This is a genomic window from Aeromicrobium choanae (genome assembly GCF_900167475.1).
GTDB lineage: Bacteria > Actinomycetota > Actinomycetes > Propionibacteriales > Nocardioidaceae > Aeromicrobium > Aeromicrobium choanae.
Map to the genome: position 1 here is coordinate 2,831,549 of NZ_LT796768.1, position 20,758 is coordinate 2,852,306.

Annotated in this window: 21 protein-coding genes; 13 read left to right on the forward strand and 8 right to left on the reverse strand. The window is 71.2% G+C overall.

The features are described from left to right. Position 1 precedes the first annotated feature (1 nt). Positions 2-1,780: a 2-oxoglutarate dehydrogenase, E2 component, dihydrolipoamide succinyltransferase gene (gene sucB / locus B5D60_RS13695; protein ID WP_078700679.1), complete on the reverse strand. Its 1,779-nt coding sequence runs from the start codon at positions 1,778-1,780 to the stop codon at positions 2-4. A 20-nt stretch (positions 1,781-1,800) separates the two neighbouring features. Then, positions 1,801-3,177, reverse strand: coding sequence for a dihydrolipoyl dehydrogenase (lpdA, locus tag B5D60_RS13700; RefSeq protein ID WP_078700680.1), 1,377 nt, complete (start codon positions 3,175-3,177; stop codon positions 1,801-1,803). Between the two features lie 144 nt (positions 3,178-3,321). Here lpdA and B5D60_RS17305 point away from each other — a divergent pair, with 144 nt between their 5' ends. Beyond that, the gene (locus tag B5D60_RS17305) at positions 3,322-3,870 is read left to right on the forward strand and encodes a hypothetical protein (protein ID WP_197684326.1); all 549 of its coding nucleotides are present in this window, start codon (positions 3,322-3,324) and stop codon (positions 3,868-3,870) included. A 115-nt stretch (positions 3,871-3,985) separates the two neighbouring features. Here B5D60_RS17305 and B5D60_RS13710 read toward each other — a convergent pair whose 3' ends face one another. Both B5D60_RS13710 and B5D60_RS13715 read right to left on the reverse strand, forming a co-directional pair. Next, entirely contained in the window at positions 3,986-5,296 is a 1,311-nt protein-coding gene (locus tag B5D60_RS13710) for a serine hydrolase domain-containing protein (RefSeq protein ID WP_172806367.1), read from the reverse strand. A gap of 5 nt (positions 5,297-5,301) precedes the next feature. Continuing rightward, positions 5,302-6,717 carry a leucyl aminopeptidase gene (locus B5D60_RS13715; RefSeq protein WP_078700681.1) on the reverse strand — a complete coding sequence of 472 codons (1,416 nt, stop codon included), beginning with the start codon at positions 6,715-6,717 and terminating at the stop codon, positions 5,302-5,304. A gap of 33 nt (positions 6,718-6,750) precedes the next feature. Here B5D60_RS13715 and gcvT point away from each other — a divergent pair, with 33 nt between their 5' ends. Together gcvT and B5D60_RS13725 are read left to right on the forward strand one after the other, a co-directional pair. After that, on the forward strand, positions 6,751-7,851 hold the full coding sequence (gcvT, locus tag B5D60_RS13720; protein WP_078700682.1) for a glycine cleavage system aminomethyltransferase GcvT: 1,101 nt from the start codon (positions 6,751-6,753) through the stop codon (positions 7,849-7,851). 1 nt (position 7,852) lies between these two features. Beyond that, a complete protein-coding gene (locus B5D60_RS13725; RefSeq protein WP_078700683.1) occupies positions 7,853-8,047 on the forward strand; it encodes a hypothetical protein in 195 nt (64 codons plus the stop codon). 16 nt (positions 8,048-8,063) lie between these two features. Here B5D60_RS13725 and B5D60_RS13730 read toward each other — a convergent pair whose 3' ends face one another. Beyond that, positions 8,064-8,612, reverse strand: coding sequence for a DUF3043 domain-containing protein (locus B5D60_RS13730; RefSeq protein ID WP_172806368.1), 549 nt, complete (start codon positions 8,610-8,612; stop codon positions 8,064-8,066). Positions 8,613-8,668: 56 nt separating this feature from the next. On the opposite strand from B5D60_RS13730, the gene B5D60_RS13735 reads away from it, so the two are divergent. The 4 genes from B5D60_RS13735 to B5D60_RS13750 are packed head-to-tail and all read left to right on the forward strand — an operon-like array spanning position 8,669 to position 12,158. After that, positions 8,669-9,394: a PspA/IM30 family protein gene (locus tag B5D60_RS13735; RefSeq protein ID WP_078700684.1), complete on the forward strand. Its 726-nt coding sequence runs from the start codon at positions 8,669-8,671 to the stop codon at positions 9,392-9,394. After that, complete coding sequence (gene htpX, locus B5D60_RS13740) at positions 9,369-10,259, forward strand: zinc metalloprotease HtpX (RefSeq protein ID WP_078700685.1); 891 nt, start codon at positions 9,369-9,371, stop codon at positions 10,257-10,259. The genes B5D60_RS13735 and htpX overlap by 26 nt, the downstream gene beginning before the upstream one ends. A gap of 2 nt (positions 10,260-10,261) precedes the next feature. After that, entirely contained in the window at positions 10,262-10,831 is a 570-nt protein-coding gene (gene pspAB, locus B5D60_RS13745; protein ID WP_078700686.1) for a PspA-associated protein PspAB, read from the forward strand. Between the two features lie 25 nt (positions 10,832-10,856). Beyond that, entirely contained in the window at positions 10,857-12,158 is a 1,302-nt protein-coding gene (locus B5D60_RS13750) for a hypothetical protein (RefSeq protein WP_078700687.1), read from the forward strand. Here B5D60_RS13750 and B5D60_RS13755 read toward each other — a convergent pair. From B5D60_RS13755 to B5D60_RS13765, 3 genes are read right to left on the reverse strand one after another with little or no spacing between them, the layout of a single operon-like run. Continuing rightward, a complete protein-coding gene (locus B5D60_RS13755) occupies positions 12,122-12,766 on the reverse strand; it encodes a hypothetical protein (protein ID WP_078700688.1) in 645 nt (214 codons plus the stop codon). The genes B5D60_RS13750 and B5D60_RS13755 overlap by 37 nt on opposite strands. Next, on the reverse strand, positions 12,763-13,371 hold the full coding sequence (locus B5D60_RS13760) for a hypothetical protein (RefSeq protein WP_078700689.1): 609 nt from the start codon (positions 13,369-13,371) through the stop codon (positions 12,763-12,765). Before B5D60_RS13760 ends, B5D60_RS13755 begins: the two co-directional genes overlap by 4 nt. Beyond that, on the reverse strand, positions 13,368-14,012 hold the full coding sequence (locus tag B5D60_RS13765; RefSeq protein WP_078700690.1) for a hypothetical protein: 645 nt from the start codon (positions 14,010-14,012) through the stop codon (positions 13,368-13,370). Before B5D60_RS13765 ends, B5D60_RS13760 begins: the two co-directional genes overlap by 4 nt. Before the next feature lie 76 nt (positions 14,013-14,088). Between B5D60_RS13765 and B5D60_RS13770 the strand changes: the two genes are divergently transcribed. The 6 genes from B5D60_RS13770 (at position 14,089) to ctaD (ending at position 20,758) form a co-directional block, all read left to right on the forward strand. Beyond that, a complete protein-coding gene (locus tag B5D60_RS13770) occupies positions 14,089-15,351 on the forward strand; it encodes an aminotransferase class I/II-fold pyridoxal phosphate-dependent enzyme (RefSeq protein WP_078700691.1) in 1,263 nt (420 codons plus the stop codon). Position 15,352: 1 nt separating this feature from the next. Next, a complete protein-coding gene (locus tag B5D60_RS13775) occupies positions 15,353-16,462 on the forward strand; it encodes a glycerate kinase family protein (RefSeq protein ID WP_078700692.1) in 1,110 nt (369 codons plus the stop codon). Between the two features lie 124 nt (positions 16,463-16,586). Next, a complete protein-coding gene (locus B5D60_RS13780) occupies positions 16,587-16,952 on the forward strand; it encodes a HesB/IscA family protein (protein WP_078700693.1) in 366 nt (121 codons plus the stop codon). Positions 16,953-17,059: 107 nt separating this feature from the next. Beyond that, positions 17,060-18,064 carry a carbohydrate kinase family protein gene (locus B5D60_RS13785; RefSeq protein WP_078701448.1) on the forward strand — a complete coding sequence of 335 codons (1,005 nt, stop codon included), beginning with the start codon at positions 17,060-17,062 and terminating at the stop codon, positions 18,062-18,064. Between the two features lie 91 nt (positions 18,065-18,155). Next, on the forward strand, positions 18,156-19,004 hold the full coding sequence (gene ctaC / locus B5D60_RS13790) for an aa3-type cytochrome oxidase subunit II (RefSeq protein ID WP_172806415.1): 849 nt from the start codon (positions 18,156-18,158) through the stop codon (positions 19,002-19,004). Further along, positions 19,004-20,758, forward strand: a complete 1,755-nt coding sequence (gene ctaD, locus B5D60_RS13795) for an aa3-type cytochrome oxidase subunit I (RefSeq protein WP_078700694.1) — start codon at positions 19,004-19,006, stop codon at positions 20,756-20,758. Before ctaC ends, ctaD begins: the two co-directional genes overlap by 1 nt.

A 20,758-nucleotide genomic window follows, 5' to 3' on the forward strand; every position in this document is an offset into this window, starting at 1 on the left:
CTCAGCCCAGCTCGCCTTCGAAGGCGCCGGCCTGCAGCCGCTCCTTGATCGCGGTCAGGAAGCGGCCCGCGTCGGCACCGTCGATGATGCGGTGGTCGTACGTGAGCGCCAGGTAGGCCATCGAGCGGATCGCGATGGACTCCGAGCCGTTCGCGTCGGTGATGACCACCGGACGCTTGACGATCGAGCCGACGCCCAGGATCGCGACCTGCGGCTGGTTGATGATCGGCGTGTCGAACAGGGCCCCGTTGCTGCCCAGGTTCGTGATCGAGAACGTGCCACCGGAGAGCTCGTCCGGAAGGATCTTGTTGTTCCGGGTGCGATCGGCGATGTCGGCGATCTTGCGGGCCAGACCGGCGATGTTGAGGTCGCCGGCGTCCTTGATCGTGGGCGCCAGCAGGCCGCGCTCGGTGTCGACCGCGATCGACAGGTGCTCGCCGTCGGGGTACGTGACGGTGCCGCCCTCGAGGTCGAGTGCCGCGTTGACCTGCGGGTACTGCTTGAGCGCCTCGATGGCCGCCTTCGCGAAGAACGGCAGGTACGTCAGCTTGACGCCCTCACGCTCCAGGAACGCGTCCTTGTGCTGGGCGCGCAGGCGGACGACCTCGGTGACGTCGACCTCGTGCACCTGCGTGAGCTGAGCCCCGACCTGCAGCGACTCGACCATGCGGTTGGCGATGGTCTTGCGCAGGCGGCTGAGCTTGTCGGTGCGACCGCGCAGCGGAGACGCCGGTGCCGACGGTGCCGCGGCGGCGGCAGCCGGCTTCTCGGCGGCGGGCTTCTCGGCGGCCTTGCTCTTCTCGGCCGCGTCGAGGATGTCCTGCTTGCGGATCCGGCCGCCGACACCGGAACCGGTGACGGTGGACAGGTCCACGCCGTGCTGCTTGGCCAGCTTGCGGACGATCGGCGTCACGTAGCCCTCGGACGAACCGGCGTCGGAGGACGCGGAGACCTCGACCTTCGGCTCTTCCTTGGGCTCCTCGGCCTTCGGCTGCTCGGGCTCCGGCTCGGGCTCGGGCTGGGACTCCTCGGCCTTCGGCTCCTCGGCCGGGGCCTCCTCCTGCGCGGGCTCGGGCTCCGGCTCGGGCTCCGACTCGGCGGGGGCCGCACCCTCCTCGCCGATGATCGCGAGCTCGGCACCGACCTCGACGGTCTCGTCCTCGTCGACCTTGATCTCCAGCAGCGTGCCGGCGATCGGGGACGGGATCTCGGTGTCGACCTTGTCGGTGGAGATCTCGAGCAGCGGCTCGTCGACCTCGACCGTGTCGCCGACGGCCTTCAGCCACTGCGTGACCGTGCCCTCGGTGACGGACTCTCCCAGCGCGGGCAGTGTGACGGCCTGGCCGCTCGTGCTGCCGGACGACGCGGGCTTGGTCTCGGGCTCGGGGGCCGGGGCCTCCTCGTCAGGCTCCTCGGCGGGGGCGGGCTCCTCGGCAGGAGCCGGCTGCGACTCCTCCTCAGCCTCGGCGGGCTCCTCGGCGGCGGGCTCGGCCTCTGCCTCGGACGACTCACCCGAGTCGCCGGAGTCGGACGACGACTCGTCAGCGTCGCCGATGATCGCCAGCACGGCGCCCACCTCGACGGTGTCGTCCTCCTCGGCACGGATCTCCAGGATCGTGCCGGCGACGGGGGAGGGGATCTCGGTGTCGACCTTGTCGGTGGAGATCTCGAGCAGGGGCTCGTCGATCTCGATCGTGTCGCCGACGGCCTTCAGCCACTGCGTGACGGTGCCTTCGGTGACCGACTCGCCGAGCGCGGGAAGGGTGACTTCGGTTGCCATGTGGGTGTCCTGTTCGGTTCTCAGGCGTGCGAGTGCAGCGGCTTGCCGGCCAGGGCGAGGGCAGCCTCGCCGAGGGACTCGTTCTGGGTGGGGTGGGCGTGGATGAACTCGGCGACGTCGTCGGGGTAGGCCTCCCAGCCCACCCAGAGGGTCGCCTCGCCGATCTGCTCGCCCATGCGCGCGCCGAGCATGTGGACGCCCACGATCGGGCCGTCCTTCTCGCGCACCACCTTGACGACACCGGCGGTCTGCAGGATCTGGCTCTTGCCGTTGCCGGCGAGGTTGTACTCGACGGTCTCGACCTCGCCGTGCTTGTCCTTGGCCTGGGCCTCGGTGAGGCCGACCGACGCGAGCTCGGGCTCGCAGTACGTGACGCGGGGGATGTTCACGTCGACGATCGGGCGCGGGCTCAGGCCCGCGATCTCCTCGGCGACGAAGATGCCGTGGGCGAAGCCGCGGTGCGCCAGCTGCAGGCCGGGCACGAGGTCGCCGACCGCGTAGACGCCGTCGACGTTGGTGCGCAGGCGCTCGTCGGTGGGCACCCAACCGCGCTCGACGGTGATGCCGGCCTCCTCGAAGCCCATGCCGGCCGAGCGGGGGCCGCGGCCGACGGCCACGAGGACGAGGTCGGTCTCGATCGTGTCGCCGTTCTCCAGCGTGACGACCGCGCCGTTGTCGTTCTGCTCGACGCCGGTGAACTTCACACCGGTCTTGAAGGCGATCTTGCGCTTGCGGAAGGCGCGCTCCAGGCCCTTGCTGAGGATCGGGTCCTCCAGCGGGACGAGCGTGGGCAGCGCCTCGATGATGGTGACCTCGGCGCCGAAGTGGTTCCAGACGGAGGCGAACTCGACGCCGATGACGCTGCCGCCGATGATGACGGCGCGCTTCGGGACCTCCTCGAGCTTGAGGGCCTGGTCGCTGGTCATCACGCGGCCGCCGATCTCGATCCCGAGCGTGCGGGGCTCCGAGCCGGTGGCGAGCACGACGTTGGTGCCGGTGTAGCGCTGGCCGTCGACCTCGACGGTCTTGGCGTCGACGAGCTTGCCCTCGCCCTCGATGACGGTGATGCCGCCGGACTTCACCAGGCCGGTCAGGCCCTTGTAGAGGCGGTCGATGACGCCCTGCTTGTAGGCGTTGACCTTGGTCATGTCGACGCCGTCGAACGACGTGTGCACGCCGATCGAGTCACCTTCACTGGCGACGTGCGCGACCTCGGCCGCGTGCAGGAGCGCCTTGGTGGGGATGCAGCCTTCGTGGAGGCACGTGCCACCCACCTTGGCCTTCTCGATCATGGCAACGGTCTTGCCGAGCTGGACGGCGCGCAGGGCACAGGCGTAGCCCCCGCTTCCGGCTCCGAGAATGACGATGTCGAACGAATGGGGTGCGTCGTCGGGCACGATGTCCTCCGGGTAGGTGGTCTGCTGTCATCTTGTCACCTGTCCGGTGAGGGCTGCCACCGGGGAGGGCTCGCGGGACGTGACTTCGGGGTAGGTTCCGCGCGCTTCCTGATGGGGGTGGGTGCGGTCGGGCAGAATTGCGCCGTGGGACTGTTCAAACGCCGTCGACGCACCTCAGCCGGTGCCGTCGTGTCCGATCGCGACGCCAGCAGGGCCGATCTGGCCGCCCTGAGGGAGTTCGCGACCTCACGCTCCGGGGTCGAGGCCTTCGTCGAGCCCAAGACCACGGTCACCCAGACCACCGTGGTGTTCGTGGCCGCCGACGGGGAGTGGACCCGCCGCCGCGTGCCGAACGAGAAGGCCGCCGCCGACCTCGCGCGCAGCCTCAAGATCCCGCTCTACGACGCGAACCGCGTGGGCTACCCGCAGCGGATGCGCGAGTACAACGCCCGCGCCAGCGCCAAGAAGACCAGCGTCGAGGTGGAGCGCGGCGACTACAGCCCGGCCCAGTTCGCCGCGATCATGACGCTCGAGACGATCGCCGGCACCGAGCCGCTGCCCCGCAACCCCTCGAAGTCCGACCTCGAGCGCGTCCTGCGCGCCGCGCGCGGCAAGGCCCACCCCGACCGCACCGGTGGCGACCGCGCCCGCTGGGACCAGGTGGAGCAGGCCGCCCGCAAGCTCGGCCTCTAGTCGCGACCCATCGTGATCTCGATACGACGTCTCGCTGCGCTCGCCGTCACTCGATCACCGAGCCCGCTGGTCGAGTAGCGCGGCGAGGAACGAGCCGGCGTATCGAGACCCGCACTCAGTGCCAGCCGCGGGGGTCGAGGCCGCCGGGGTGGTCCACGGCGGGGTCGTAGGGCTCGCGGCTGAGGACGAACGTGGCCAGGTCGAGGGCGCCGTCGTCGCGGACGACGAGGCGCTCGCCGGCGAAGTAGGTGTCCAGCCCCCGCCAGCCGTCGCCGTCGCGAACGAACCGCGAGCGGCGGTTGTTCATCGCGTCGGAGAGGTGGAAGCCGTCGGCCGTCGGCTCGAGCCGGTAGGGGACCGGTCCCCAGAACCAGTCGCCCACGAGCGCTGCCACGTCCTCCGGCGGCTCGACCGGGGCGGTCTCGGTGGTTAGCGGGTCGAGCGCGGTGGCCGCGTCGAGGAGTCGGGTGGCGAGGTCGCCCAGGTGCAGCGTGTCGTTGGCGAGCACCACCACGCCCCAGCCGCTCGCCGGCTCGGCGATCGCGGTCGCGAGGAAGCCGGGCATCGATCCGCCGTGACCGACGAGGCGGCCGGTGCCGTTGCCGGGCCAGATGCGCCAGCCGAGTCCCTGCGCGGTCGCCCACGGCACGCCCGGGCGGTCGTCGACCGCCAGCGGCACGACCATCTCGGCCCAGCTCGACTCCGCGAGCACGCCCCCGGTGTCGCCCGCGGCGAACGCCGCCCAGCGGGAGAGGTCCTCCGCGCTCGACCACAGCTGACCGGCCGGCGCCATGGCGCCGGCGTCGTGGTGCGGCTCCACCATGAGCCGGCCGTCGGCCGGATGGTGTGAGAGCCCGGTCGCGGCGCCCTCGCCCGGCTCCTGGCTGATGCCGTGCAGTCCGAGGGGCACCAGGATTCCGGTGCGGATCGCCTCGAACCACGAGGTGCCGCGCAGCACCTCCACCAGGCGGCCCAGCACGGCGAAGCCCACGTTCGAGTAGTGGAAGCGCGTGCCGGGCGTGTGCACGAGCGCCGGCCCGGACGCGATCAGCTGGTCCCAGTCGCCGCCGGGCGTGCGCTCCCACCAGGGGCCGTTGGTCTCGGCCTGCAGACCCGAGGTGTGGGTGAGCAGCTGCGCGATCGTCACGTGGCCGAAGGGCACGTCCGGCAGGTGGCGATCGATGCGGTCGGCGAGGTCGAGCCGACCCTCGTCGCGCAGGCGCATGACCTCCACCGCGACGAACGTCTTCGTGATCGAGCCGATGCGGTACGGGGTCGCGGGGGTCGCCGCGGGGCCGTCACGTCCGTCGAGCGTGCCGACCGCGCCGGACCAGTGCAGGCTGCCGTGCCGCACGACTGCTGCCGAGACCGAGGCCGAGCCCGATCCCTCGCGCTCGGCGTGCAGCAGGTCGTCGAACGCCGACACCGCGGTCAGCCGAGGTCGCGGGCGAGGTGGACGAGCGTGCGGACGCCCGCGCCGGTGCCGCCGACGGGCGTGTAGTCGAAGGCCGCGCCGTCGTTGAACGCCGGACCGGCGATGTCGAGGTGCGCCCACGAGGCGTCGGCGACGAACTCGCGCAGGAACGCCGCGGCGTACATCGTGCCGCCGTAGGGCTTCGGGTTGTGCTGGCGCAGGTCCGCGATCGACGAGGTCTTCACGGCGGCACCGATCTCCTCGGTGATCGGCAGGCGCCACATCGACTCGCCGGCCACCTCGGCGGCGCCGAGCACGCGGTCCTGGAGCGCCTCGTCGTTGCCGAGCACGGCCGTGGTGCGGGTGCCGAGGGCGACCATGGCGGCGCCGGTCAGCGTGGCGACGTCGATGATGTGGTCGGGCTTGGCCTCCACCGCGAGCGCGAGGCCGTCGGCGAGCACGAGGCGGCCCTCGGCGTCGGTGTTGTGGACCTCGACCGTGGCACCCGAGCGCATGCGCAGCACGTCGCCGGGACGCGTGGCGGTGCCGCTGGGCAGGTTCTCGGCGATGCAGGCGAACGCCGTGACGCGGATGGGCAGGCCGAGCCGCGCGATGGCGGTGGTCGCGGCGACGATCGCGGCCGCGCCGCCCATGTCGCACTTCATCGTCATCATCGAGGCGCCCGGCTTGAGCGAGAGTCCGCCCGAGTCGAAGGTGATGCCCTTGCCCACCAGGGCCAGGTGGGTCTTGGCGCCCTCGGGGTTGTACGTGAGCTTCACGAGGCGCGGCGGGGCGTCCGAGCCGGCGCCCACGCCGAGGATGCCGCCGCAGCTCTCCTTGGCGAGGCGCTTCTCGTCCCACACCTGCACGCGCACGCCGGCCGGCGCGGCGGCCTTGATGGCGTCGGCGAACGAGGGCGGGCGCAGGTCGCCGGGAGGAGTGTTGACCCAGTCGCGCGCCACGCAGGTGGCCTCCGCGATGACGACGGCGTCCTCGACGAGGCGCTTGGCGGCGGCCTTGCGGGCATCGGCGCTCAGGATCGTGACGGTGTCGACGAGGGTGGTCTTGCGGCGCGCCTCGTCGCCCTTGTAGTCGAGGTAGGCGTAGGTCGCCAGGACGGCGGCCTCGGCGATGGCGGCGAGGTCGGCCTCGGCCACGCGGCTCGGATCGATGCCCACGCGGGTCGCCTTGGGAACGGAGCGCAGGCCCTTGGCCACCGCGCGGCGCTGCTGCTCGGCGGTGGGCGCCTCGGCCGTGGCCACCCAGGCGGTCAGCTGGGCGTCGCCGCTCGGCACGACAGCGACGTCGCCGGCCTCACCGGTGAACCCGAAGGCGCTCCAGGGGATGCCGTCCGGAAGGCCGGAACCTGAGGGCAGGAGCGCGATGACGGCATCGACGGTGGGCAGGGTGGCACGCAACTGGACCGTGGACATGCCGTCACTCTAGTCAGCGGTAGTTTGGCTCGCATGGTCCTGCTCCTGTCGCCCCTGCACCAACGGCACGAGGCCCTCGGCGCCAAGTTCTCCGAGTTCGGGGGCTGGTCGATGCCCCTCGAGTACGCCGGCGGCGGGGTGCTCGCCGAGCACAAGGCCGTCCGCGAGGCGGTCGGCCTGTTCGACGTGAGCCACCTGGGCAAGGCGCTCGTGCGCGGCAGTGGGGCGGTCGACTTCGTCAACCGGTGCCTGACCAACGACCTGGGCAAGATCGCGCCGGGCAAGGCCCAGTACACGCTGTGCTGCTCCGAGGACGGCGGCACCGTCGACGACCTCATCGCCTACCTGCGCAGCGAGTTCGAGGTCTTCCTCATCCCCAACGCCGCCAACACCGCCGAGGTGGTGCGCCGGCTCCGCGCCGCGGCTCCCGAGGGCATCGAGGTCGAGAACCAGCACCGCGACTTCGCCGTCCTGGCGATCCAGGGTCCGCTGAGCGACGAGCTGCTCGACGCGCTGGGGCTTCCCTCGGACCACGACTACATGTCCTTCACGAAGGGCACGATCGACGACGTCGAGCTGACCGTGTGCCGCACCGGCTACACGGGCGAGCGCGGCTACGAGCTGGTCGTCGCCGCCGAGGAGGTCGTCCCGGTGTGGGACGCCGTCATGGCGGCGGGGGAGTCGCTCGGCATCCGCGCCTGCGGCCTGGGCGCGCGCGACACGCTGCGCACCGAGATGGGCTATCCGCTGCACGGCCACGAGCTCTCGGCGGAGGTCTCGCCGGTCATGGCGCGGGCCGGCTGGGCCGTCGGCTGGTCCAAGCCCACGTTCTGGGGCAAGGAGGCGCTCGAGCGCCAGCGCGAGGAGAAGACGGTGCGCACCCTGCGCGGCCTGCTGGCCCAGGGACGCGGCATCCCGCGACCCGGCATGGCGGTGCACGCCGCGGACGGCGGCGTCCTCGGCGAGGTCACGTCCGGCACCTTCTCGCCCACGCTGCGCCAGGGGATCGGCCTCGCGCTGCTCGACCGCACCGTCGCCGACGGCGACACGGTCACCGTCGACGTGCGCGGCCGTCAGCAGGAGTTCACGGTGACCAAGCCCCCGTTCGTCGAACCGTCCACCAAGGAGGACTGACATGAGCTTCACGTGGCAGTACGAGAACAGCGCCGGCGAGACCGTCGGCACGTCGGAGGAGTTCGACCAGCGCGGCGAGGCCGAGTCGTGGATCGGAACGGCCTTCGAGGACCTGCTCGAGGACGGCGTGGAGCAGGTGCGCCTGCTGGAGGACGGGACCGAGGTCTACGGCCCGATGTCCCTGCGACCGGAGTGATCCGGCCGCGCGCGGCTCAGTAGTGCTCGCGCAGCGGCTGGCCGACCGCGAGCGCCGGCTTCGGCAGGCGCATGCGGCGGATCTGCGTGCTGCGCAGGACGGCGTAGAGCACCGCACCGCGACGCTCCGCTGGGGTGAAGCGCTTCTTCAGCTCGCGCTTGAGCACGGTGATCAGCCAGATCTCGTCGATGAGCGTGGCGAAGATCGTGACGGTCCACAGGGAGAAGACCACTTCGGCCATCGCGGGGAAGAAGCTCAGGACCAGGATGACGACGAGCAGCGGCAGCATGAACTCGGCCACCGTGCGGCGGCGGTCGACGACGTCGCGGGCGAGCGCCTTGCCCGGGCCGCGGTCGCGGGCCGGCAGGTCAGCGGTCGAGCCGCCGCCCAGGAGCGCCTCGCGCTGCTTGTCGCGGGCGGCGGAGCGGCGGCGACGCTCGCGCTCGGCCTGCTCGCGGCGCGTCAGCGGACGCTTCATCTGCTGCTTGCGGGCGGCCTCGGCCTCCCGGCGGCTGCGGGTCGGTCCACCCTTGCGCTGGGGGGTCTCGTCGGCTGCGTCGTTCACGCCGACGACCCTACAAGGCCGGGGCGAGCGCTGGAGCGCACGGTTAGGGTGGGGCCATGGCTGAGGGCGGGTTCTGGACACGTGTCACGCGCATCTTCAAGTCGCGGTCCGCGAGCAACGACGGACCCGACATCGAGGAGGTCGGCGCGCGGCTCGACGAGGCCTACCGGACCCAGTCGAAGCTGCTGGCCCAGGTACGGCGCGGCGTCGCCGACGTGGCCACGAGCCGCAAGCGCGTCGAGATCCAGCTCGCCTCGCTGCGCCGTGAGATCGCGGCGGCCGACGACGAGGCCAAGGCCTCGGTCGCTCGCGGCGACGATGCCGGCGCCCGCCGGGCCCTCGAGCGCCAGGTCGCGCTCGAGAAGGCCGCGGGCGAGCTCGACGACCGCCACGTCCAGCTGCGCTCGGAGGAGGAGCAGCTGATCAGCTCCGCGGCGTCCATCGAGCGCCAGATCGAGGACTTCCGGGTCCGCAAGGACACGCTGGCCGCGCGCTACTCGGCGGCCCAGGCCCGCAACGAGATCCACGGCGCCACCGCCGGGATCGGCGCCACGGCCGGTGAGGTCGGCCGCGTCATGGCCGACGCCGAGCGGCACACCCGCGAGCTGGAGGCGACGGCCGACGCCGTCGACGAGCTCATGAACGAAGGCATCCTGGCCCGGCCGGGAGAGTCGCAGGACGAGGCGCTGCTGCGGCGCTTCGACGAGGCCCTCGGCTCGGTGGACGCCGAGCCGCGCGCCGTGGAGGGAGACGGACATGGCCCGCACCAGATTTCGCAGTGACCGCGGGCTGACCCTGCGGATGGGCGGGGTCGGCCTGGGACTGGTCCTGCTCTACGTGCTGTTCGGCGCGATGCTCATCTCGGTCGCCGGCAGCCTGTGGGTGGCGCTGCTCATCACGCTCGGCATGGCGTGGGGCCAGTGGTACTTCTCCGACTCGCTCGCGCTGAAGTCGATGGGCGCCCACGTGGTGACGCCCGACCAGGCGCCCGAGCTGCACGCGATGATCGACCGCCTCGTGGCGCTGGCCGACATGCCGAAGCCGCGGGTCGCCGTCGCGGTCACCGACATGCCGAACGCGTTCGCCACCGGCCGCTCGCCGAAGCACTCCGCGGTCTGCGTGACCACCGGCATCATGCAGCGCCTCGACGCCGACGAGCTGGAGGGCGTCCTGGCGCACGAGCTCGCGCACGTCGCCAACCGCGACGTCTCGGTGATGACGGTCGCGTCGTCGCTCGGCCTGCTGGCGGGCTTCCTCACCCGCTGGGGCATGTGGTTCGGCGGCGGCCGCGACAAGAACAGCGGCCCGGCGATGATCGTCATCGTCCTGGTCAGCCTCGTCGTCACCGCCGTCAGCTTCCTGCTCACCCGGGCCCTCTCGCGCTACCGCGAGCTCAGTGCCGACCGCTCCGGCTCCTACCTCACGGGCCGGCCGTCCAAGCTGGCGTCGGCACTGGTGAAGATCTCCGGTGACATGGGCCGCATCCCCACCTCCGACCTGCGCGAGGCGCAGTCGATGAACGCCTTCTTCATCGCGCCGGCGCTCAAGGGCGACACCGCGCAGGCCCTCATGTCGACGCACCCGCCGCTGCAGGCCCGGCTCGACCAGCTCGCCCGCATCGGCGCCGACCTCACCGAGAGGCACTGAGCGTGGGATTCCTCGACGGGCTGCTCGGCCGCACCAAGCCGCCGAAGGCCAACCTCGACGTGCTGTTCTCCGTGCCGCAGGCGGCGCTCACGCTCCAGGCCGAGGGGTTCGCCTTCAGCGGGCACGGCGCGGTCTGCTTCCGCGACGCCGAGGGCCGGGCCGACGACGAGGTGATCGCGTCGGCGCAGGAGATGATCCGCACCGACCCCACCGCCACGGTCGAGATGCACGCTGACGAGTTCGGGTTCACCTGGCTGGAGGTCGTGCGACCCTCGGGCGACGTCTCGGGCCTGGTCACCGACCTCCACGCCGTGAACTCCACGATGGCCGCGCAGGGCTTCGACGCGTCGATGCTGTGCTCGACCGTGGTGTTCGAGCACGAGGGGCAGCGGTCGGCGCTGGTGTACCTGTTCAAGCGGGGCACGTTCTACCCGTTCGTCCCCGATCCGACGGCCGCGCGCCGCCGCGACAACCCCACCGAGCTGCGGATGCGGGCGCTGATCGAGCAGGACGTGCCGATCGAGCCCGATCTGGAGCGCTGGCTCGCCATCTGGGGCGCCCCCGGGCTCTGACGATCCCGGTCTAGACTCAGCGCCCATGGGGGAGCTGAGGAGCGTGCTGCGCGACGCGATCGCCGTGGTGTGGCAGGGCTTCCGGCTCGTCGGCGCGCACTGGCCCGTGCTGGTCACGATCTACCTGCTGGGCGCCGCGGGCCGTTACGGCTTCCTGTGGCTCGCCGTCGCGCTGAGCGAGGAGCACTCCACCCTCGCCGGCCTCGTGGTCCCGCTCGCGCCGCTGTCGAGCCTCGTGGCGATCATCGCGATGCTGCTCGTCGTCTCCACCTCCGTCACGGTGCTGGTCGCCGACACGTCCGATCCCGCCGCGGGCGCGCAGGGCGGCGGGTGGCTCGGGGTGCTGGCGGGAGCGCTGCTGCCCTTCCTGACGGTGTACGCCGCGCAGGGCCTGCTCAAGGCCGACGTGCGCGCCTACGTCAACGAGGCCACCTACGACGAGATCTACGGCAGCGCCGGCGCGGTCTACGGCGAGGCGGCCAACATCGACCGCACCGCGATCGCCACCGGCTGGATGCTCGCGGCGATCGTGGTCATCGCGCTGGTGCTGCGCTTCGCGTTCGACCGCTTCAACCTGCCGGCGCGCAGCCGCCCGCTCGCCTTCGCCGCGGCCTACGTGGAGACGCTCTGGATCGTCACGCTGGGCGTCTCGTTCTCGACCTTCCAGGACGAGATCTGGCAGTGGATCACCGAGCGGCGCTTCGTCCACTGGGTGCAGGACACGTGGGCCGACCTCATCGACTTCCTCGGCCCGATCGGCGACCCGATCGCCACGGCCGTCGGGTGGATCGGGACGTTCATCGACAACGCCGACGACGTGGTTCTGGTCCCGCTCGCGTGGCTCACCGTGGCCGCCGTGGTCTTCGGGCGCAGCATCGCCCCGCCGCCGCCCAAGCAGCGCACGTCGCGGTTCGGCCGCGTGCGTCCGATCGCGGCCGTGGGCTCGCGCACCCCGGCCGTGGTGAAGCGCTGGGCCGGCGAGGCGACCTCGGACTTCCGCGGCCGCTTCAGCGGCCTGCGCGACGGCTTCCGCGTGCTGGCCCTCGGCGGGCTCGTGCCGATGGTGATGTTCTGCCTCGTGTTCGTCATCGCCGACCAGGCGAACGCCCTCGTGAACGAGCTCTGGCGCCTCGTGCTCGGTCCGCGCGACCGCGACACGGCCCTGGCGTTCTCGCCATGGCTCGACATCACCGCCTCGGCGATCGAGTACGTCATCCTGGCCGGCCTGCTGGCCGCCGCCATCGGCCGGATCCTGGGCAACCAGCGCCGCAGGGAGCAGGAGGCCGCGGGTCAGGCGGCGGAGCCGTCGACCGGCAGCTCGACGTAGCGGGGCAGGAAGTACCAGAGCCGCACCGCAGCGGGCTCGGCCTCCTCGGGCAGGACGAAGACGGTGTCGGTCGTGAACTCCGCAGGGCGTGGATCGTCGCCCTCGCGGAGGCCGGGCTGCTCCGTGCTGCCGAACGTGGCTTGCGGCCCCGGGGTGTCACCCGGCACGCAGGAGGAGAACTGCGGACCGTCGATGCTCAGCGCCGAGTCGGACTCGCCGTGGAGGTTGCCCTCGGCGTCGACGACCGCGACCGTGCAGCCCACCAGCGAGACGTCCGGGTCGGCGCTCACGTCGAGCCTCAGCCGCCACGCCCGCACGCCGTCGGGCAGCGGGTCGCCGGTGAACAGGGCGATGTCGTCGGCCGGCTCGAACGCGTCCACCGCGTAGCGGGCCTCGATCGGGTAGCGCAGGTGGCCGTCGTCGTACTCGTCGACGAGATGTGCCTGGCTGGAGGTCACCGGGGCGGGGGAGTGGAAGCCGCGCGTCCACCAGTAGTCGTGCAGGCGCGAGCTGCCCGCGGCGAGGGCCAGGACGAGCGCGACGGGCAGGGCCACGAGACCCCACCGGTTGCGCTGCCACCACGTGCGGCGGTGCTCGATCGTGCTCACGGCGCCTCCGTCCGCGTCATGACGCCGGCCTCGGGGAGATCGAGGGGCTCGCTGCGCGCCATCCACGCCGTCACGTCGGCCGCGTCGACGTCGAGGTCCACGAGCGCCATGGAGTCCCATCGCTCGTCGGTGCCGTTCGGGGCGAGGGCGACGACCGCGCCCGGCAGCGTCGCGGGATCGGCCTCCGCCACCGCGAGGCACCGCGTGGGACGGTCGACCAGACGGCCCGTGCAGCTGATCGAGCTGCGGCCGCTGGAGCCGAAGAACGGCAGCACGCGACCGTCGTTGTCCCGCAGCGCGGCGTACGTGAGGTCGGAGGACTCGCCGCGTGGCGTGAACGTGAACTCGACCGCGACGAAGACGCCGGGGGAGACCAGCACCGACCCGCCCTGCGGCGCCACCGAGGACGCGCCGTCGACGGACAGCACCTCGAGGTCGCCGCTACGCAGCTCGGCGGTCTCGCCGACCCCGACCTCGACCTCGTAGGGACGTGAGGACTGGGCCCGCTCGGGCAGCTGCTGGTGGAGCCACTGCCCCAGGACCAGGGCGAGCACGACCAGGACGCCGGCGGTGGCGGGCGGCCGGCGCAGTCCGAGCCGGCTCACGACTCGCGCCCCCGCTCGACGTCGAAGGTCCCCTCGTGCGTCGGTGTCGGGTCGAACCACATGAACTGGTCGTCGAGGGTGCTGCGGCGCCAGGTCCACTGCGAGACCTCGACGGTGGCCTCCGCGGGCAGCGGCTCGGACTCGGTCTGCTCCCAGACGAACGCGACCTCGTACTCCAGTCCCGGCGCGGCGGCGCTGAGCGGTGAGCCGTCGGTCATCACGAGCACCTGCGGCCGAGCGTCCTCGCTGGCCCCGGTCTCGTCACCGCTCAGCCCGGAGTAGAGGCCGTCGAGTCCGCGCAGGCGGATCGTGTCGCGGAGCGTGCCGGTGTACACGGGGTGGTCGGAGGTGTTCTCGAGCGTCGCGACGACCGCGAGGTAGCGTCCGCGGACCTCCTCGTCGAGGCCGAGGTCGGTGGACCAGCGCACGCGGTCGACCGTGAGGTCGAACGGCTCGGCGTGGATCTCCTCGCCGGGCTCCAGCGCGGCCGGGCCGGTGGTCTCCGCCGTGGCCAGGCCGCCGAACAGGCCCGAGGCCAGCACCACCACGGCGGCCAGCGCCGCGAGCACCTGGCGCAGCGTCATCGTGCGCGACACCTGCCGCAGCCATCGGCGCAGGCGGCCGCCCTCGTCCCCCATCATGGGCCCGATGCTAGGGCAGCGCGTCCTCCCGCGATGCCGGGACTGACCGACCACCCGTGCGCGATACCTTGGGACCGTGACCCTCGACTCCCTCTCCCGTGACCAGCTCGACGCCTTCCTGGCCGAGCAGCAGCAGGCGTACGCCGACCTCCAGCAGGCGGGCCTGAAGCTCGACATCACGCGTGGAAAGCCCTCGGCGGACCAGTTGGACCTCTCCGAGGGACTGCTCACCACGCCGGTGGAGGATCACGTGTCCGACGGCGTCGACGTGCGCAACTACGGGGGCGGCACCGGACTGGCCGAGCTCCGCGCGATCTTCGCCGAGCTGCTGGGCGTGCCGGTCGACCAGCTGGTCGCCGGCAACAACGCGAGCCTGTCGATGATGCACGACTCGATCGTCTTCGCGATGCTGCACGGCACGCCGGGCGGATCGCCCTGGAAGGACGGGCCGGTCAAGTTCCTGTGCCCCTCGCCGGGCTACGACCGCCACTTCGCCATCTGCGAGCACCTCGGCATCGAGATGATCCCGGTCGCGATGCTCGAGGACGGGCCCGACATGGCCGCGGTCCGCGAGCACGTCGCCGACCCGGCGGTCAAGGGCATCTGGATCGTGCCCACCTACGCGAACCCCACCGGCGCCGTCGTCAGCGAGCAGGTCGCCGCCGAGCTCGCGTCGCTGGACACGGCGGCCGGCGACTTCCGGATCTTCTGGGACAACGCCTACGCGGTGCACGACCTGACCGACCAGCACGTGAAGTCCGCCGACATCGTCGGGCTGTGCTCGGCCGCCGGTCACCCCGACCGGCCGCTGATGTTCGCGTCCACGTCCAAGATCACCCTCGCCGGCTCGGGCGTCAGCTTCCTCGCGGGCTCGCCCGACAACGTCGCGTGGTACCTGTCCCACACGGCCGTGCGCACGATCGGTCCCGACAAGGTCAACCAGCTGCGCCACGCCCGGTTCCTCGGCAGCCCGCAGGGCGTGCTCGACCTGATGGCGCGCCACCGCGAGATCCTGGCCCCGAAGTTCGAGGCCGTCCTGAGGATCCTGTCCGAGCGCCTCGGCCCGCACGACGTCGCCACCTGGACCACCCCCAAGGGCGGCTACTTCGTCAGCCTCGACGTGGTCGACGGCACGGCCTCGCGCGTCGTGCGGCTGGCCAAGGAGGCCGGCATCTCGCTCACCCCGGCGGGTGCCTCGTTCCCCTACGGCAAGGACCCCCGCGACCGGAACATCCGCATCGCGCCGTCGTTCCCGCCCATGGCGGAGCTGACGCAGGCCATGGAGGGTCTGGCGACCTGCGTGCTGCTCGCCGCAGCCGAGAAGGCCGTCTCGGCCTGACGTGCGCATCGTCATCGCGCCGGACAAGTTCGCGGGCACCCTGACCGCTCCCGAGGCGGCGCGCGCCATCGCCGAGGGCTGGCGGCGCACCGCTCCGGACGACGAGCTCGTCGAGGCGCCGATGGCCGACGGGGGACCGGGCTTCGTCGACGCCCTGCAGGACGCGTTCGGCGAGGACGGGCGGCTCGAGGTCGTCAGCGTCCCCGGGCCGCTGGGTGAGCCCACGCCCGTCGGGCTGCTCGTCGTGGGGGACACGGTCTATCTCGAGTCCGCGCAGGCGTGCGGCCTGCACCTCGTGCCCGACCCGCGACCGATGGACGCCACCACCGTGGGGGTGGGCCGCGCCATCGCGGCGGCCGTCGACGGGGGAGCGCACCGCATCGTCGTGGGCCTGGGCGGCAGCGCCACCAGCGACGGCGGCGCCGGACTGCTCGCGGCCCTCGGGGCCACGGCCGACGTCCCACTGGACGCCGGGCCCGCCGGGCTCGACGGAGTCACACGCGTCGACCTCGGCCCGGTGCGCGACCGGCTCACCGGCGTGGAGCTCGTGATCGCCGCCGACGTGGAGACCACCCTGCTGGGCATGTTCGGAGCCGCCCGCACCTTCGGGCCCCAGAAGGGCCTCAGCGACGAGCAGGTCCTCACGGTGGACCACCGGCTCGACCGTCTCGTCGAGGCCGTGTGCGGCAGCACGCCCGCAGAGCGGCGCGTCGCCGACCAGAAGGGCGCCGGCGCCGCGGGCGGGCTGGGCTTCGCGCTGCTCGTGCTGGGCGCCGAGGTGACGTCGGGGATCGGGCTGGTCGCCCGGGAGGCGGGCCTCGCCGAGCTGGTGGAGGGCGCCGACCTCGTGGTGTCGGGGGAGGGGGCCTTCGACTACTCCTCCCGTGCGGGGAAGGTGGTCCACGGTGTCGCGTCGATCGCGATGGCCGGCGCCACGCCGTGTGTCGTGCTGGCCGGGCGGGTCGACGTCGGCAGCCGCGAGATGCGGGCGCTCGGCGTCGAGTCGGCCTACGCAGTGGTCGACCGGGTGGGGGAGGACGCCGCCCTGCGCGAGCCAGGACGGCACCTGGCCGACCTCGCCGCGCGGGTCGCCCGGTCCTGGTCGGCCTGACGCGACGCGCGAAAAGAGCCCGGCCGGCTCGACGGGCTCGATGGGCCGCGTACGATGGGAATCGAAACGGATCGCGCCGCGTTGCACCCGGTAGCACGATCCATCCGTAGACCGAGGAGCCTCGATGACCGCCACGGACCAGACCAGCACCGAAACCACGCCCGCCGACGGGATCAGCCTCAGCGACGGCGCGGCCGGCAAGGTCAAGAGCCTGCTGGAGCAGGAAGGCCGCGACGACCTCGCGCTGCGCATCGCCGTGCAGCCCGGCGGTTGCTCGGGCCTGCGCTACCAGCTCTTCTTCGACGAGCGCACGCTCGACGGTGACGAGATCCGCGAGTTCGACGGCGTCAACGTCGTCGTCGACCGCATGAGCCTGCCGTACCTCCACGGCGCCACCATCGACTTCGTCGACACCATCGAGAAGCAGGGCTTCACCATCGACAACCCGATGGCCACCGGCTCCTGCGCCTGCGGCGACTCCTTCCACTGAGTCACGCGGACTGAGCCGTCCAGACTCAGCCGTCCAGAACGCGTACGCCGATCGGGGCACGCCACCGGGTTTCCGGAGGCGTGCCCCGATCGCCTATCGTGGCGGCCGTGCACCTTGCCATCGCCGGATCGGTAGCCACCGACCACCTGCAGACCTTCGCCGGGAAGTTCTCCGACTCGCTCGTGCCCGACCAGCTGGACAAGCTGGCGGTCTCGTTCCTGGTCGAGGACCTCGACGTCCGCCGCGGCGGATGCGCCGCCAACATCGCCTTCGGGCTGGGCAGCCTGGGCCTGCACCCCACCCTCGTGGCGGCTGTCGGACGCGACTTCGACCTGGGCTACCGCGAGTGGCTGCAGGAGGCCGGCGTCGACACCTCGACCGTCCTGGTCCACCCCACGCTGCACACCGCCCTGTGCACCATCACGACCGACGAGGCGCACGCCCAGATCGTGACGTTCTACCCCGGCGCCATGGCGCAGGCCCGCGAGATCGACATCGCCGCCCTGCACGCCCAGCAGCCGATCGACCTGCTGCTCATCGGCCCCGACGATCCCGACGGCATGCTGCGTCACACGCGCACCGCCCGCGAGCTCGGCATCCCGTTCGCCGCCGACCCGTCGCAGCAGCTGGCGTGGGCGGGCGGTGAGCTGATCCGCGAGCTCATCGACGGCGCGGCGTACCTCTTCAGCAACGACTACGAGGCGGCGCTGATCGCCAAGAAGACCGGCTGGAGCGACGCCGACATCGCCGAGCGGGTCGGCGTGCGCGTCGTGACCCACGGCAAGGACGGCTGCGTCGTGATCGAGTCCGACGGCACCCGCCACCAGATCGGCGCCATCGAGGGCGTCACCGCGGTCGACCCGACGGGCGTCGGCGACAGCTTCCGCGCCGGCTTCATGGCCGGCATCGCGGCCGACCTGTCGCTCGACCGGGCGGCCCAGGTCGGCTGCACGATCGCGGCCAGTGTCGTCGAGACGATCGGCACCCAGGAGTACCTGCTGGAACGCTCGGCGTTCCTCGACCGGGTCCGCTCGACGTACGGCGACGAGGCCTGCGACGAGATCGGCGAGGCCCTCTCGATCAGCCATGACGCGGTAGTCAAGTCAGGCTGACCTAACCCGCTGGGCGACCGGTCGCCTGCGTTACTGTTCTTCAAAACCCTGTGTGGTCAAGATCTTCTGAGAAAGGCGCCCCGTGGGTCGGATGAAACTGGCGGTGTTGACCGCCCTGGCCGCTGTCATGCTTGGCGGCTGCTCGCCCCTGGACGAGTCGGATCTGAACCGACTCGCCCTCCCTGTGGCCGGATCGGACCGATCCATCTACATGTGGAACCTGTGGCTGGGCACCTGGATCGCGGTCCTCGTGGTCTTCGTGCTCGTGTTCGCCATGATCGTCTACGCGCCGGTCCGCTACCGCCGCAAGAAGAGCGACGACCCGGCCCCCGTGCAGGTGCGCTACAACCTGCCGCTGGAGGCGCTCTACACGATCGCGCCGGTGATCATCGTCGCCGTGTTCTTCTTCCACACCGTGGAGTCGCAGAACGCCCAGCTCGAAGAGGTCGAGAACCCCGACCACACGATCGAGGTCGTCGGCAGCAAGTGGCAGTGGACGTTCAACTACCTCGAGGGCGCCCCCGGCGGTGAGCCGGTCTTCGACCAGGGCGACACCGCGAACCTGCCCGAGCTGTGGCTGCCCGTGAACGAGTCGGTGAAGTTCGAGCTGATCTCGCCGGACGTCATCCACTCCTTCTGGGTCCCCGAGTTCTACTTCAAGATGGACGTCGTCCCGGGCAACATCCCCGGCAAGGACGGCAACAACTCATTCACCATGACGCCGAACCGCGAGGGCACCTTCACCGGTCGCTGCGCCGAGCTGTGCGGCGTCTACCACACCCGCATGCTGTTCAAGGTCAAGGTCGTGTCCGCCGACGAGTACGAGGCCCACCTGGCCGACCTCGAGGCTGCCGGACAGATCGGCACGCCGAAGGGCTCGACGACAGCTGACACCGTCGCCGGCATCACTGCCAGCGGCGAGAGCGAACCGGAGGACTGATGGCCACCGCAACCTTCGACGCACCCGAGGCGCGCAGCAGCACCGGCGTCCGGGAGCGCTCCTTCGGGACGAAGGCCTTCACGCTGCTGACGACCACCGACCACAAGGTCATCGGTCAGATGTACGCCGTGACGACGTTCTTCTTCTTCATCTTCGGCGGCATCCTGGCGCTCATCATCCGCGCCGAGCTGGCTCGCCCGGGTGGACAGTTCGTCGGCGACGAGACGTACAACCAGCTGTTCACGATGCACGGCACGATCATGCTGCTGATGTTCGCGACGCCGTTGTTCTTCGCGTTCGGCAACATGATCATGCCGCTGCAGATCGGCGCCCCCGACGTGGCGTTCCCGCGTCTGAACATGTTCAGCTACTGGCTGTACCTGTTCGGCTCGCTGATCGCCGTCTCGGGCTTCATCGTCCCCGGCGGCGCCGCCAGCTTCGGCTGGTTCGCCTACCTGCCGCTGTCGGACTCGATCCACAGCCCCGGCGTCGGTGGCGACCTGTGGGTCATGGGCCTCTACATGTCGGGTCTGGGCACGATCCTGGGCGCGGTCAACTTCATCACCACGATCTTCTGCATGCGCGCACCCGGCATGACGATGTTCCGGATGCCGATCTTCGTGTGGAACACGCTGGTCACCAGCATCCTGATCATCATCGTCTTCCCGGTGTTCGCCGCCGCGCTGCTCGCGCTGGGCGCCGACCGTATGCTCGGGGCGCACGTGTTCGACCCATCCACGGGTGGGCCGATCATGTACCAGCACCTGTTCTGGTTCTTCGGTCACCCTGAGGTCTACATCATCGCCCTGCCGTTCTTCGGCATCATCACCGAAGTCCTGCCGGTCTTCAGCCGCAAGCCGGTCTTCGGCTACGTCGGCCTGGTCGGCGCGACGCTGGCGATCGCCGTCCTCTCGGCGGCGGTGTGGGCGCACCACATGTTCGTCACCGGAGCGGTGAACCTGGCGTTCTTCAGCTTCATGACGTTGTTGATCGGCGTGCCAACCGGTGTGAAGTTCTTCAACTGGATCGGCACGATGTGGGGAGGCTCCGTCTCCTTCGACACACCGCTGCTGTTCGCGCTGGGCTTCCTGACGACCTTCCTCTTCGGCGGTCTGACCGGCATCGTCCTGGCCTCCCCGGCCCTGGACTTCCACCTGTCCGACACCTACTTCGTGGTGGCGCACTTCCACTACGTCGTATTCGGCACGGTCGTGTTCGCGATGTTCGCCGGCTACTACTACTGGTGGCCGAAGATCACGGGCCGGATGCTCGACGAGAAGCTGGGCAAGATCCACTTCTGGCTGCTGTTCGTCGGCTTCCACCTGACCTTCCTGGTGCAGCACTGGCTGGGTGTCGAGGGCTTCCCGCGTCGCTACGCCGACTACCTGCCCGGCGACGGCTTCACCCGCCTGAACGAGATCTCCACGATCGGTGCGTTCCTGCTGGGTGCCTCCACGCTGCCGTTCCTCTACAACGTGTGGAAGTCCCGCAAGGCGCCCCTGGTTCGCCAGGACGACCCGTGGGGCTGGGGCCGCACGCTCGAGTGGGCCACCTCCAGCCCGCCGCCGCGTCACAACTTCGTGTCGCTGCCGCGGATCCGCTCGGAGAGCCCGGCGTTCGACCTGCACCACCCGGACGTGGTCGAGCTCGAGCTGGCGCAGAACCCCGACGAGGACAAGCCCCTGGCCGACGCACCCGATGTCGAGGGTCGTCGCGAGGCGCTCGGCGGCAACAACCCGAAGGCTGGTGAGTGA

What these genes read in the sequence shown, in the direction of transcription:
- B5D60_RS13725 (WP_078700683.1), top strand. Translation starts at nt 7,853, where the DNA reads ATGAGCTTCACGTGGCAGTACGAGAACAGCGCCGGCGAGACCGTCGGC.
- ctaC (WP_172806415.1), top strand. Translation starts at nt 18,156, where the DNA reads ATGAAACTGGCGGTGTTGACCGCCCTGGCCGCTGTCATGCTTGGCGGC.
- ctaD (WP_078700694.1), top strand. Translation starts at nt 19,004, where the DNA reads ATGGCCACCGCAACCTTCGACGCACCCGAGGCGCGCAGCAGCACCGGC.
- B5D60_RS13765 (WP_078700690.1), bottom strand. Translation starts at nt 14,012, where the DNA reads ATGATGGGGGACGAGGGCGGCCGCCTGCGCCGATGGCTGCGGCAGGTG.
- B5D60_RS13750 (WP_078700687.1), top strand. Translation starts at nt 10,857, where the DNA reads ATGGGGGAGCTGAGGAGCGTGCTGCGCGACGCGATCGCCGTGGTGTGG.
- B5D60_RS13780 (WP_078700693.1), top strand. Translation starts at nt 16,587, where the DNA reads ATGACCGCCACGGACCAGACCAGCACCGAAACCACGCCCGCCGACGGG.
- htpX (WP_078700685.1), top strand. Translation starts at nt 9,369, where the DNA reads ATGGCCCGCACCAGATTTCGCAGTGACCGCGGGCTGACCCTGCGGATG.
- B5D60_RS13715 (WP_078700681.1), bottom strand. Translation starts at nt 6,717, where the DNA reads ATGTCCACGGTCCAGTTGCGTGCCACCCTGCCCACCGTCGATGCCGTC.
- gcvT (WP_078700682.1), top strand. Translation starts at nt 6,751, where the DNA reads ATGGTCCTGCTCCTGTCGCCCCTGCACCAACGGCACGAGGCCCTCGGC.
- B5D60_RS13735 (WP_078700684.1), top strand. Translation starts at nt 8,669, where the DNA reads ATGGCTGAGGGCGGGTTCTGGACACGTGTCACGCGCATCTTCAAGTCG.
- sucB (WP_078700679.1), bottom strand. Translation starts at nt 1,780, where the DNA reads ATGGCAACCGAAGTCACCCTTCCCGCGCTCGGCGAGTCGGTCACCGAA.